Origin of the sequence: Alcaligenes sp. SDU_A2 (assembly GCF_038237375.1) — a bacterium.
Lineage (GTDB): Bacteria > Pseudomonadota > Gammaproteobacteria > Burkholderiales > Burkholderiaceae_B > Alcaligenes.
On the sequence record NZ_CP151273.1, the window covers coordinates 1,377,844 to 1,390,096 of the forward strand.

The 12,253-nt window shown below is 59.3% G+C and carries 17 protein-coding genes; 7 read left to right on the forward strand and 10 right to left on the reverse strand.

The features are described from left to right. Nucleotides 1-40 precede the first annotated feature (40 nt). Nucleotides 41-307 (reverse strand): type B 50S ribosomal protein L31, encoded by a 267-nt coding sequence (locus tag AADW57_RS06455; protein WP_003802796.1) that lies wholly within the window; start codon nt 305-307, stop codon nt 41-43. On the opposite strand from AADW57_RS06455, the gene AADW57_RS06460 reads away from it, so the two are divergent. Further along, on the forward strand, nt 306-485 hold the full coding sequence (locus tag AADW57_RS06460) for a hypothetical protein (protein WP_341669224.1): 180 nt from the start codon (nt 306-308) through the stop codon (nt 483-485). The two genes, AADW57_RS06455 and AADW57_RS06460, sit on opposite strands and share 2 nt — an antisense overlap. A 74-nt stretch (nt 486-559) precedes the next feature. On the opposite strand, the gene kynA is transcribed toward AADW57_RS06460, so the two are convergent. The 3 genes from kynA to radC form a co-directional block, all read right to left on the reverse strand. Further along, nucleotides 560-1,420 (reverse strand): tryptophan 2,3-dioxygenase, encoded by an 861-nt coding sequence (gene kynA / locus AADW57_RS06465; protein WP_341669225.1) that lies wholly within the window; start codon nt 1,418-1,420, stop codon nt 560-562. Nucleotides 1,421-1,434: 14 nt separating this feature from the next. Then, nucleotides 1,435-2,064 carry an arylformamidase gene (kynB, locus tag AADW57_RS06470; RefSeq protein ID WP_341669226.1) on the reverse strand — a complete coding sequence of 210 codons (630 nt, stop codon included), beginning with the start codon at nt 2,062-2,064 and terminating at the stop codon, nt 1,435-1,437. A 69-nt stretch (nt 2,065-2,133) separates the two neighbouring features. Then, the gene (gene radC, locus AADW57_RS06475; protein WP_341669227.1) at nt 2,134-2,805 is read right to left on the reverse strand and encodes a RadC family protein; all 672 of its coding nucleotides are present in this window, start codon (nt 2,803-2,805) and stop codon (nt 2,134-2,136) included. Nucleotides 2,806-2,854: 49 nt separating this feature from the next. On the opposite strand from radC, the gene AADW57_RS06480 reads away from it, so the two are divergent. The 6 genes from AADW57_RS06480 (at nt 2,855) to AADW57_RS06505 (ending at nt 8,512) form a co-directional block, all read left to right on the forward strand. Then, nucleotides 2,855-3,331, forward strand: coding sequence for an FKBP-type peptidyl-prolyl cis-trans isomerase (locus AADW57_RS06480; RefSeq protein ID WP_341669228.1), 477 nt, complete (start codon nt 2,855-2,857; stop codon nt 3,329-3,331). Further along, nucleotides 3,331-4,302: a 4-hydroxy-3-methylbut-2-enyl diphosphate reductase gene (gene ispH / locus AADW57_RS06485; protein WP_341669229.1), complete on the forward strand. Its 972-nt coding sequence runs from the start codon at nt 3,331-3,333 to the stop codon at nt 4,300-4,302. Before AADW57_RS06480 ends, ispH begins: the two co-directional genes overlap by 1 nt. A 36-nt stretch (nt 4,303-4,338) precedes the next feature. Continuing rightward, complete coding sequence (gene maiA / locus AADW57_RS06490; RefSeq protein WP_341669230.1) at nt 4,339-4,983, forward strand: maleylacetoacetate isomerase; 645 nt, start codon at nt 4,339-4,341, stop codon at nt 4,981-4,983. Between the two features lie 103 nt (nt 4,984-5,086). Further along, complete coding sequence (locus tag AADW57_RS06495) at nt 5,087-5,962, forward strand: NAD(P)-dependent oxidoreductase (RefSeq protein ID WP_341669231.1); 876 nt, start codon at nt 5,087-5,089, stop codon at nt 5,960-5,962. Between the two features lie 82 nt (nt 5,963-6,044). Next, nucleotides 6,045-7,499 carry a YdgA family protein gene (locus AADW57_RS06500; protein ID WP_341669232.1) on the forward strand — a complete coding sequence of 485 codons (1,455 nt, stop codon included), beginning with the start codon at nt 6,045-6,047 and terminating at the stop codon, nt 7,497-7,499. Nucleotides 7,500-8,134: 635 nt separating this feature from the next. After that, complete coding sequence (locus AADW57_RS06505) at nt 8,135-8,512, forward strand: translation initiation factor (RefSeq protein ID WP_341669233.1); 378 nt, start codon at nt 8,135-8,137, stop codon at nt 8,510-8,512. Nucleotides 8,513-8,520: 8 nt separating this feature from the next. Here AADW57_RS06505 and AADW57_RS06510 read toward each other — a convergent pair whose 3' ends face one another. The 6 genes from AADW57_RS06510 to rsfS all read right to left on the reverse strand — a co-directional run bounded on the left by AADW57_RS06510 (nt 8,521) and on the right by rsfS (nt 12,237). Further along, the gene (locus AADW57_RS06510) at nt 8,521-9,285 is read right to left on the reverse strand and encodes a MipA/OmpV family protein (protein WP_341669234.1); all 765 of its coding nucleotides are present in this window, start codon (nt 9,283-9,285) and stop codon (nt 8,521-8,523) included. 133 nt (nt 9,286-9,418) lie between these two features. Beyond that, complete coding sequence (locus tag AADW57_RS06515; protein ID WP_341669235.1) at nt 9,419-9,721, reverse strand: DsrE family protein; 303 nt, start codon at nt 9,719-9,721, stop codon at nt 9,419-9,421. Between the two features lie 21 nt (nt 9,722-9,742). After that, a complete protein-coding gene (gene dsbG, locus AADW57_RS06520; protein ID WP_341669236.1) occupies nt 9,743-10,519 on the reverse strand; it encodes a thiol:disulfide interchange protein DsbG in 777 nt (258 codons plus the stop codon). Between the two features lie 126 nt (nt 10,520-10,645). Further along, nucleotides 10,646-11,260, reverse strand: coding sequence for a Maf family protein (locus tag AADW57_RS06525; RefSeq protein ID WP_341669237.1), 615 nt, complete (start codon nt 11,258-11,260; stop codon nt 10,646-10,648). A gap of 26 nt (nt 11,261-11,286) precedes the next feature. Beyond that, the gene (rlmH, locus tag AADW57_RS06530; RefSeq protein ID WP_341669238.1) at nt 11,287-11,757 is read right to left on the reverse strand and encodes a 23S rRNA (pseudouridine(1915)-N(3))-methyltransferase RlmH; all 471 of its coding nucleotides are present in this window, start codon (nt 11,755-11,757) and stop codon (nt 11,287-11,289) included. 75 nt (nt 11,758-11,832) lie between these two features. Then, entirely contained in the window at nt 11,833-12,237 is a 405-nt protein-coding gene (rsfS, locus tag AADW57_RS06535) for a ribosome silencing factor (RefSeq protein WP_341669239.1), read from the reverse strand. Between the last annotated feature and the right edge of the window lie 16 nt (nt 12,238-12,253).

Sequence of the window (12,253 nt, forward strand, 5' to 3'; positions counted from 1 at the left end):
GCCTTTTCTTGCTCTGAAAGCGAGTACTGCAAAAGAGGGCTTATTCGCCTTTTTTGACGGTACCGGCAGTGCGGGCGAAGCGGGCGCGGAACTTCTCGACGCGGCCGGTTTCCACGATGCGGGTCTGAGCGCCCGTGTAGAAGGGGTGCGACTCGGACGTCACGTCACACTTGAACAGCGGGTAGGTCTTGCCGTCTTTTTCGGTGGTTTCGCGCGTCTGGACGGTGGAACGGGTAATAAAGGAGTTGCCCGTTTGCAGGTCCAGAAACACCACGTCGCGGTATTCTGGGTGAATGCCTTCTTTCATGATGATTCCTGTTTTGACAAATAAGGACCGCCAGCAGGCACTGGGCAAACTTGGGCAGATGACGCCTGCTGAAAACAAGCCGTTGCCTGTTGCCGCGTGCTTGGCGCTATCTGCTGTTTATTGCCGTTCGGCACCAAAAAACCCACAGGGCTTTTGCCACGTATCCGGTAAAGCCTGAAATTCTAACACTGCACCGGGGCTTTTCAAAGAAAATCAGGGCTGTGCCGGTGCAATAGCGCAACAGGGACGTATTTATAGATTGGTGCGCAGGCTCCAGAGCTCGGGAAACAGTACGGTATCGAGCATTTTGCGCAAGTAAGACACGCCCGAGGTGCCGCCGGTGCCGCGCTTAAAGCCGATGATGCGCTCAACCGTGGTGACATGGCGAAAGCGCCAGAGCCGGAAGGCGTCTTCCAGGTCCGTCAGTTTTTCGGCCAGCTCGTACAACTCCCAGTATTGGGGGGCATTGCGGTAGACCTGCAGCCAGGCTTGCTCGATCTGCGGGTTGGCTTCGTAGGGCTGGCGCCAGTCGCGTTCTAGGTAGCTGAGCGGTACGGACACGCCATGCCGGTGCAGACAGTGCAGGGCTTCGTCGTATAGCGAGGGCGATTCATACGCCTGGGTGACGCCGGCCAGTCGCTCCGGGCTGTGCTGGTGCGGCTTGAGCATGGCGGCGTTTTTGTTGCCCAGAGAAAATTCGATTTCCCGATACTGGAAGCTTTGAAAGCCGCTGGACTGCCCCAGGTAGGGGCGCAGGGCGGAGTATTCGGGGGGCGTCATGGTGCTGAGCACGTCCCAGGCATTGACCAGTGCGGCCATGATCTTGCTGACCCGGGCCAGCATTTTTTGGGTTTCCTGCAGCTTGTCCTGACGCAGATTGGCGATGGCGGCGCGCAGCTCGTGCAGCAACAGCTTCATCCATAGTTCGCTGGTCTGGTGTTGGATGATGAACAGCAGTTCGTTGTGTTCGGGCGAGAGCGGGTGCTGCGCATTGAGCAATTGATCCAGCGACAGGTAGTCGCCATAGCTCATGTCGCGGGAAAAATCGAGTTGGGCGTGTTCTTCGGTGACGATGCGTTCGCCCTTGCCGGGCGTGTATTCGGTATGGGTCATGATGTCGGCTGGGTTCAGGCTAGGGATCGGAGTATGGCGCGTACCGGGCTGGCGTCCGCCTCGACCAGGGCCAGGGGCAGGGCGATCAGTTCGTAGTCGCCGGGGGCGATGTGGTCCAGCACCAGGTTCTCCAGCACACGCATATCGTGGCGGCGCAGAATCTGGTGGCTGTCCAGGGATTTGCTGGTGGCCGGGTCTACGCTGGGGGTGTCTATGCCCACCAGTTGCACGCCGCGTTCGGCCAGCAATTGCAGGCTGGCCGGCGCGTAGGCAGTAAATACGTCTGTCCAGGCGTGTTGCGGTGCCCGGGCCGTGGTGCTGACCAGGACACGGGGTGGGCAGCCGTCCAGGTGTTCAAGCAGGTCCGCCGGTTCGATAAGCGGTCCGCCATGGCGGACATGAATGACCCGGCAAGGCCCGATAAAGGGTTCCAGGGCCATGGTGCCGGCTGCGCGTCCTTGTGGATCGTAGTGCAGGGGCGCGTCGGCGTGGGCACCGACGTGTGGCGAGAGCGTGATTTCGGAAACATTGACGGGGCAGGCGTCCGTCAGCGTCCAGCGCCAGCTTTGGCGATAGGGCGTGTCGCCCGGAAAGACGGGCGAGTGTCGGCTGACCGGCGGAGAAATATCCCAGATAGTGCGCATGGCGAAATCAGAGTTCGGACGGTAATGACTGCAGTGTAGATGATTTATCTTAGAGCTAAAGCAATTCGTTTACAGATCGCCCCGTTCAGCCATAGAGACGGCCTGGGTGGGAGTGACGATGATATGGTCCAGCAGGCGGACATCGATCAGGGCCAGGGCCTGACGGATATGCCGCGTCAGGCGGATGTCGGCTCCGCTGGGGTGGGCGGCTCCGGATGGGTGGTTGTGCGCCAGAATGATGGCTGCGCTGTGGTGGCGTAATGCAGCGCGTACGATTTCGCGTGGGTAGACCGATGCCTGATTGAGCGTGCCACGGCTGATTTCTTCGGCGCAGATCAGGCGTAATTGATTGTCCAGAAATAAGGCCAGGCAGTGCTCGACCGGCAGGTGCCCAAGATGCGAGAGACAGTAGTCGCGTACTTTGTCGGCCTGGTCGAGCAATGGCAGGCCGGCCAGGGTTTCCAGCGCGCAGCGGCGCTGCAGTTCGCGGATGACCAGCAGTTCGGCGCATTTGGCCGGGCCTATGCCGCCGAACTGGCGCAATGCGTTGGCCTCGGCCGATAATAATCCCTTGAGTCCGTTAAAATGCTCCAGTAATGCCTGTCCGAGCTGTACGGCATTGCGTCCGCGCGTGCCGGTGCGCAATACGATGCCCAACAGTTCCGGTGTGGTCAGGCAGGCTGGGCCGTGTGTCAGCATGCGCTCGCGCGGCCCTTGTCGGCGTAATGTGGGTATGGCCATAAGAAACGCTAAAATGCGGTAATTGAATGATTCTCCATGGTGATCGAACGTGAGTAACACTGCTAGTTCCGAGGCTGCAATTGTCCGTCCGGATTCCTACCTGACGCTGCATTACCGTATCGAGCTGGCCAGCGGCCCGGCGGCCGGTTCTGTGTTTGCCGATACCTATACCGGCCGGCCCGCCACCTTGCAGATGGGCAATGGGCAATGGGCACCGGGCATGGAGGCGCGTCTGCTGGAGCGGCGCGAAGGCGAGCGCTTTCAAATCGATATTCCCGCCAACGATGCCTATGGCGAGCGTAATCCGGATCTGTTGCAGCGTGTCACGCGCAGCATGCTGGCGACGCACGCGGCCGAAGGTGTGCAGTTCGAGCCGGGCGATATGGTTGAATTTGCCGCGCCCGATGGCAGCCGCTATTCGGGCGTGCTTAAGGAAATCGACGAACAGACCGCCTTGTTCGACTTTAACCATCCGCTGGCCGGCGTTGCGCTGCGCCTGGATGCTCATATTCTTGGGATTTTGTGATGAGCCAATTGACTGCCAGCCAGGACGCCGAAGTCGTCCTGGCCCAGCCCCGGGGTTTCTGTGCCGGGGTGGATCGCGCCATCGATATTGTTGAGCGCGCTCTGGAACTGCATGGCGCGCCAATTTATGTGCGTCATGAAATCGTTCATAACCGCTATGTGGTGGACGACCTGCGCAACAAAGGGGCGATTTTCATCAAGGAACTGGACGAGGCTCCTGCCGGGGCCATCGTCATTTTCTCGGCGCATGGTGTTTCGCGCCAGGTGCGCGACGATGCGCAGGCGCGCGGCCTGAAGGTGTTTGACGCGACCTGCCCGCTGGTGACCAAAGTACACATTGAAGTCTCGCGCATGCGTGCCGAAGGCCGTGAGATCATCATGATCGGGCATGTGGGCCATCCCGAGGTCGAGGGCACGCTGGGCCAGGCCGACGGCGGCATGTACCTGGTCGAGACGCCCGAGGATGTGGCGCGGCTGCAGGTGGCCGATCCCGACAAGCTGGCTTTCGTCACCCAGACGACCTTGTCGGTGGACGATGCGATGGTGGTGGCCGATGCCTTGCGGGCGCGTTATCCCAATATTGTCGAGCCCAAGAAAAGCGATATCTGCTATGCCACGCAGAACCGGCAGGATGCAGTCAAGATCATGGCTCCCCAGTGCGATCTGGTGTTGGTGGTTGGCAGCACCAACAGTTCCAATTCGAACCGTTTGCGTGAAGTGGCTGAGCGCAAGGGGGCCGAGGCCTATTTGCTGGACAAACCCGAAATGATCGATCCGGCCTGGCTGGTGGGCAAAAAGCGCGTCGGCGTGACTGCCGGCGCATCGGCCCCGGAAGTGTTGGTCAATCAGGTAATCGAGCGATTGCGTGAATTGGGCGTGGGGCGGGTGCGTGCCCTGGACGGGGTGGAAGAAACGATTGCTTTCCCCTTGCCCCGTGAACTGTCGCGCAAAATCGAGAAGCTGAATAAATAAAACCGGTGCCATCTGGAGCGCAGGACAGGAGACAGCATGATTCTTTATAGCTACTTTCGCAGCTCGGCGGCTTACCGGGTGCGCATAGGCCTGAACCTGAAAGGGCTGGCCTATCATATCGAGCCGGTGCATCTGCTGCAGGACGGCGGGCAACAGCATCAGCCGGGGTATGCGCAATTGAACCCGGCCGAACTGGTGCCGACATTGGTCGATCAGGGCCAGACCATCACACAGTCCCTGGCGATTCTGGAATACCTGGAAGAGCGCTATCCGCAGGCCCCTTTGCTGCCCGCCGATCCAGTGCAGCGTGCCTGGGCCAGATCGATGGCGCTGGCGGTGGCCTGCGATATTCATCCGCTGAATAATTTGCGGGTTTTGCAATATCTGAAGCACGAATTGCACGTGCCGGACCCGGAACGCGATGCCTGGTATCGGCATTGGGTGGCAGCCGGTTTCCACGGTCTGGAGGCGCTGGTGCAGCGGCATCGCGATGGTCGCCATTTTATTTTCGGCGACCAGCCCGGCATGGCCGAGGCTTGCCTGATTCCGCAATTGTTCAATGCGCGTCGTCTTGAGTGCGATCTGGCACCTTATCCTACCTTGCTGGCGATCGAGGAAAAGTGCTTGGAATTGTCGGCTTTTCAGGAAGCGGCACCCGAGCGCCAGATTGATGCCGCCTAGATGGCGTTAATGCGATACAGAAGGTTCCCGGCCCTTCACAGCCCGCCCGCATGGCGGGTTTTTCATGTTCGGGGAAATAACAGATAGGCAGGAGGCGAAAACAATGAAAATAGGTTTTTGTGGCTTGGGATTGATGGGTCAGCCTATGGTGCGCCGATTGTTGCAGGCCGGGCATCAGGTGCGGGTCTGGAATCGGTCTGCCGATAAGGCCCGGGAGTTGGTGCAAGCAGGCGCACTGTGGTGCGATAGCCCAGCGGCAATGGCCGGCGAGTGCGAAATCGTGATGCTGTGTGTGTTCGATGCCCAGGCGGTACACGATGTGGTCTTGGGCGAACAGGGATTGGCTCAGGCTCGGGGCACGCTGCGCATCGTGGTGGATCATTCTTCGATTGCGCCGCGGGCCACGCGCGAGATGGCCGCTTCCTTGCAGGAGCATTGTGGTGCGCAGTGGCTGGATGCGCCGGTGTCCGGCGGTGTAGGCGGTGCAGAACAGGGGACCTTGGCCATTATGGTCGGCGGCTGTGCGCAGGCATTGGAGCAGGTGCGTCCTGTCTTGTCGGTCTATTCACAGCGGGTTACGTTGATGGGGCCGGTCGGAGCCGGACAAGTAACAAAATTATGCAATCAGACCATTGTGGCGACGACCTTGACGGCCATTGCCGAAGCGTTAAGCCTGGCCCGGGACAATGATGTGGATGCCGCTTTGCTCAGTCAGGCCTTGGGAGGGGGCTGGGCGGATTCGGTACTGTTGCAACTATTTGTGCCGCGCATGACACAAGGCACGGAACAGGTAAAAGCCACTATTGACACCATGTTGAAGGATCTGGACACCGTTGCGGACCTGGCGCGCAGCAGTTACACGACGATGCCCGTCGCACATGCCGCGCAGCAGACATATCGGGCGGGACACAGGCTGGGAATTGGCGCTCGGGACGTGGCGGAAATCGTAAAAGTGCTCGGTTACAATTTCAATAAATAAACCACGGTGCTTAAACTTAGTTTCGGTATCATGACGGCAATCTGAAAATCCAGGTTTTCTGGTTTGACAAAAAGGGAAGTAAATGAAGAAAAGTACAGGGGTTGTCGCTCTGGTCGTAGCATTGGCCGCCGTCTACGGTGGGTCGACCTGGTATATGGGCCAGAAGACCGAAGAGCTGGTGCGCGAAAAAGTCGCCGAGTTCAATACGGTGGCGGCCGAAAAGCTCAAGCAGTCCGGCATCGACGGCAAGGTCACGATGGCCGTGGTGGAATACAAGCGCGGCGCATTTTCGTCCGACGCCCGTTATGTCATCAGCATTGCCGGCCAACAAGACCAGGAAAAGCCACTGGAACTGACCTTCGATGACAAGATCAGCCACGGTCCGTTGCCCCTGGCTGCATTGCAGCAGGGCAGTTTTGCACCGGTTGCCGCCATGTCGCACAGCACCCTGGTCAAGACCAAAGATACCGAAGGCTGGTTCAAGCTGACCGGCGACAAGACCCCGCTGTGGGCCGATACCTTGGTGGGTTTTGACGGTGCCGTGGATTCCACCACGCACTTTGAAGCCATCAAGAACCAAGGCGATACCGTCAAAGTGGAATTCAGCGGCGGTCAACTGCGCGCCAAGGCAGGCGGCAAGAGCGACGATATTCTGGTGTCGGGTAACTTCCCCAGCTTGTTGGTCGATGATATTGGCGAAGACCCCCTGAAGCTGCAGGCTGCCAATTTTGTGCTCGATTTCAAGCAGATCGGCGATATCAATGTCGATGGCACGCAGACATCCAAGCTGAGCGTGGACAATGTTCAGTTCCAGACGCCCGAGAGCGAAGGCTTTAGCTTCAAGCAGATCGTGGCCGATACCGATAGCGTTTCCAAGGCGTCCCTGAACGACACCAAAGTGCGCTATGTGTTCGCCGACATGATGTTCGAGAACAAGCTGAACCTGGGTTCGGCCGAACTGGTCATGAATCTGAACAGCCTGTACGTGCCTGCGCTCTCGGCGCTCAGCACGCTGGTGTCGGACCCGGCCTTTGAAGAGAAGGTGGATAACGACGATCCTCAACTGACGCAGCAATTGCTCGATCAGGTCTTGGTGGCACTGGAGCACAAGCCGGTTCTGGGTATTGATCCGCTGCGTTGGTACAACGCTCAGGGCGAGACCAAGGCCACACTGAACGTGAACTTGCAAAAACCGACGGCCAGCGCTGCAGAATTGCAGCAAAATCCGGAAATGTGGCTGCAGGCGATTCCTTCGGCTCAACTGACGCTGTCGGTGTCCAAGCCCATGCTGCGTGATGTGGCTGCCCAGTTGGACAAGGCTGAGGGCACGGCTCCCCAGGAAGGCGCTGCCGCCATGCTGGACATGATGCTGGAAGCGGCCGTTCAGCCTTATGTTGAATCCAAGCTGCTCAAGCAGGACGAAAAGACGGTGTCCACCGAAATTAAATACCTGGGTGCCGATCAGGTGTTTGATATCAATGGTCAGCGTTTCACCACCAAAGATCTGATGGGTCTGGTGTTGATGAGCATGATGTAATTCGCTCTGGCCTTGCCGAAAAAGCCCACTTATCATAGGTGGGCTTTTTTTATGTTCTTCGAGAAATTTCGGGGATTCCTTTGTATTGGGCAGGCCCTTTGGGCCAAGCAGAGAGAACCACGGATTCTCGCCAGGCCGGCCATAGCAGGCTGGCTTGGCTGGGTCCTTCGCCCGCGCTGAGCGCGGGTTCCCTGGTCAGGATACTGGAGCGGGCGGGGCGTGAACTCGCAGGGTGATTCGTCCACTGGACGAATCACGAGCGTCCTGCTCGAACAGCACGCCCCTTGCCTCCCGCCCCAGTATCCCGCCTGCGGCGAAGGCCCTGACTCGCCCGCCGGCCTGCTATGGCCGGCCTGACGAGAACGGCACCGCTGTGCTTGGCCCAAACGGCGGGACGTTTGCGTACGCCCTACAAGATAGCAGCCATACGCTGAATGTCTTGTTGGATATGGCTATAGCCGGGGCTATGCCGTCGGTGTTTTGCGCCTTGAATGGCATCTTCAAAAAGCCAGTGCGTCATCGACTGGGTAAACAGGGTCCCGAAATTCTTTGAAGAACCTTTTTATGATGTGCTGGCGGTGCCGTTCGTGTCACCAGCGTCTGTTTTGCGGGTTTTTTAGCTAAGGTAGGAAAGCATGGCGAGTTTGTCGGATCAGTTGTCCAGGCTGGTGTACAGCACCGAGCAGGGCCGGATGTGCCCGGACTGCGGTCAGTCTCAGCCCCGGTGCGTCTGCGAGCAACAACGCAAATTGGCGCAGTTGTCGCAAGCGCAGGGGCCGGTGCGCCTGATGCTGGAGACCAAAGGGCGCAAGGGCAAGGGCGTGACGGTGGTGCAGGGCCTGATCATGGACGAATCGAGCCTGAAGGCCTTGCTCAAGGAGCTGAAAAACGCCTGCGGGGCCGGCGGCACATGGAAGGACGGCGTCTTGGAGATCCAGGGGGAGCACCGCGATCTGGTGCAGGCCCGCCTGGAACAACGGGGCTTGAGCGTCAAGCGGGCCGGCCGACCATAATTCGGGTACTAAAAGCTGTAGCCTAGCCCTACGCCGCCGAACACGCTGCTGTCTTTCTCGACCAGTGGGCTGTCTTTAGCCTCCCGACCCAGGGTAGTGACGCCCAGCACGCCTTGCAAAGACCAACTGTCGCCCAGTTTGTGGGTGAATTGCCCGTACAGCGAATAAGAACGAAAACCGGCATCGGGCCGGTAGGCGCGCAATTGACCGTTGCTGGCGGCCGCTTCGTGGGGGCGCACGCCAAAATAAGTGCGCATGGCTTTGTCATTGGACCATTTGAACTCACCGCCCAGGGACACGCTGCTGCGCTGATTGTTCCAGACCCGGTAGCTCAGATCGAGCACGGCATTGCCGCCATAGCCGTTTTTAAGAGCTTGGTAATAACCGGCCTCCAGGTGTGCGCGGCCCAACTGCAAGGCGGTGAACACCCCCACGTTGCCGTGACGGTCGATATCGTCGGTGCCATGCAGACGGTCGGCATCATCCGCTTTGCGCGAGCGCGATAGCGAGGCATACGTGCCGATCGTCCAGTTTTCGCTCAGGTTCATTTGCAGACCCAGGGCGGGCTGGCCCGCTTTGGGCGCAATAAAAAAATGACCGTTGCGATGTGATAGAAATGGGTAAGGGCGTGCGCCGTAGCTGTCCGCACCTTCGTACTTGGGCATAAAGCCCAGGCCTGCCCCGACCGTGGTTTGCTGGGCGATAGCCTGACCTGTTCCTGCAGCAAGCAGAGTGATCAGCAGACAGGGGCGTGCAAGAGAGCGGACATGCATGGGACGATCCTTGTAAAACAGAAAAAATACGCCCGCATGGGTAGCGGGCGTGCTTATCCTAACAAGGTTTGCCGGTCCAAGAAACAAATAATGACCGAACGGTACGGTATGTTGTTTGCAACCTACATGTCTATCAGGCGCGTATGTAGAGCCATCCCGCCTGCTGCAAGAGCACCAGTGTGGTGACTGCGCCTTGGTCCAGGACGTGCAGGCGGGCTGGGGCCTGGAGGCCTTGATTGCGCAGCGTATTGGGACACAGATAGGTGTAGGCGTCGCTGTCGTGAGCCTGGTCGTTCAGGCAGGCCGCGACGGCCTGCGCGTTGGCGATGATGCGCACTTGAGCATCAGGCATATCGCTGAGCAGATTGCGGGCGTTGCTGCGCGCGCGTTGCAAGGCATCGGGCGTAGGGGCGTGAAGCAGGACCTGGGCCGTCATGGCTGGGCTCCATAGAAAAGGTTAGCGCGGCCCGAAGGCGCGTTGGGCGACGTCGGGAGAAGCGCCGGTCTGCATCTGGATGCGGCCTTGTTCGTCTTGCCAGACCAGAGCCGGCGTGGCGCGCAAGTCCCAGCCGACCATCAGATCTTCGTTGGCTGTCAGTTGGGCGTCGATGTCCGGCGGAATCGCAGACAGACCTTTGATGCCGCCGCTACGGTCTTTAAGCATGGCCACCGAGTGGTCGTGCAATGCCGCCGTAGGGTCCTGGGCGGCCAGGATGGCGGCCGATTTGGGGCCGCTAGTCGGGGTCAGAATACCCACGGGGATATGACGCAGTTGCACCTTGCCTGCATCCACCCAGGGACGGGCCATTTGCCAGAGCTGCATGCAATAGGGGCAATTGGGATCGGTGAATATATACACGACCCGAGGGGCATCATCCTTGCCGTCGGCAATCCAGCGTGATTTTTCCAGTTTATCCAGCATGTCCTTGGCAATGGCAGGTTGTACCAAGGTGTCCAGGCCGGCAGGGCGGACTTCTTCGCCTTTGGCGTCGATCAGGGTACCGACCAACATATGCTGGCCGTCGGGCAGCGCATAGATGGCCAGAGGGTGGTTGCCATTGTAGGCTCCCCAGGCTTTCAGGCCGCCGGGGGCGTCGAACTGCCCGACGATGGACAAGCCTTGTTCTTGCAAGGATTGCAAGGCGGGGGGCAGATCGGCGGCCTGGGCAAGCGCGCTGGAGCACAGCAGGCCGGCCAGTGTTGCGCGAAACAGAAACGAAGAAGGCATGGTCATGGGAATACCTGAAAAACGGATCAACATAGTCTTTATATATCTAATGAAAATATATAAATAATAAAATTACATAAAGAAGTGGGACTATGTTTGTTGCCTGGAGTTCCCGGATGAATCTGTTACGGGTCAGGCAGTGACATTCACCAGGTCCGCCAATTGAAGCAGATGGTAGGTTTCGTGGACCGGCAGGCCCATGATGCCAGTGTAGCTGCCGCTAATATGGCGCACGAACAAACCTCCCAGGCCTTGAATTCCGTAAGCGCCGGCCTTGCCCATCGGCTCGCCGCTGGCGCAGTAGCTGTCAATCTCGCGTTCGCTCAATGTTTTGAAGCTGACTTCGCTGATGCTGATGCTTTCGTATTCGTTACCATGGGCACCCAGACTGAGCGCGGTCATGACCCGGTGCGTTTTGCCTGAGAGGGCGCGCAAAATGCGGCGGGCATCGTCCTGATCAGCGGGTTTGCCGAAAATGTCTTCGCCCAGGCAGACGGTGGTGTCGGCTGCCAGGATGGCACGCTGCGGGTCCAGATCCGCGTGCGCGGCGCGCCACTCCAGGGCACGCAGCAATTTGTCGCGTGCCGTGCGGCGCACGTAATCCAGAACACGTTCGTCGGCCAGGCGCGGCTCGTCCTCGCCGGGTGGACTGGGCACATCCAAGATGTCGTGGGGTACGCCCATGCTGTTCAGAATATCGTGGCGGCGTGGACTGGCGGAAGCGAGGTAGATGGGCAGAAATTGCATGATGCGCAAGTGGGGGGAGGCGCTGTTCAGGCGCGGTGATAAGGATGGCCGGTCATGACCGACCAGGCACGGTACAACTGCTCGGCCAGCAGGATGCGCACTAAAGGGTGGGGCAGAGTCAGGGAGGACAGGCGCAGCATGCTGTGACAGCTTTGCTTCAGGGCTGCATCCAGACCGTCCGGGCCACCCACCAGAATGGCGATATCGCATCCTTGGCCGCGCCAGCGCTCAAGTTCCTGGGCCAGCTTGACGGTGGTCAGATCTTTGCCGCGCTCGTCCAGGGCAATGCGCAGAGCCTGCGCCGGGATGGCGGCTTCGATGCGCTTGGCTTCGGCCTGCATCATCTGAGCGGCGGTTTTGCCGCCGCTGCGCGGCTCGGCCTTGATTTCGCGCAGTTCCAGGGCGCAGTCGGCCGGCATGCGGCGCGCGTATTCCTGCCAGCCCTGCTCGACCCAGTCGGGCATGCGCTGACCAACGGCGATGACAATCAGTTTCATGAAAGCGTTCGTAAAAACAAAAAAGGCCGCCTTTAAAGGGCGGCCCGGACGCCGCCGGCTGGGGCGGAAAAGAGCTTATTGCTCGTCGTCGTCGGCGCTGGCGTAAAAACCCGGCTGCGGGATTTGACGCGATTGCGGCAGCAGATCGACGTCTACGGGACGTTCGCCCCAGAGCTCTTCCAGGTTGTAATACTGACGGATGGTCGGCTGCATGCAATGCACGACGATATCGCCCAGATCGATCAGGACCCATTCGCCCGTATCGTCGCCTTCGTGGGCCAGGATGGGCACTTTGTGCTCTCGGGCCTTGTCGATGACGCTGTTGGCCAGTGCGCGGGTCTGGCGGTTGGATGTGCCGCTGGCAATGACCACGCGGTCGAACAGACCGGTCATGTGGGTCGTGCTGAAGACTTTGATGTCTTGCGCCTTGACGTCTTCGAGGGCATCGATGACGATGCGTTGGAGTTTTTCTATATTCATAAAAAGAACTATACAG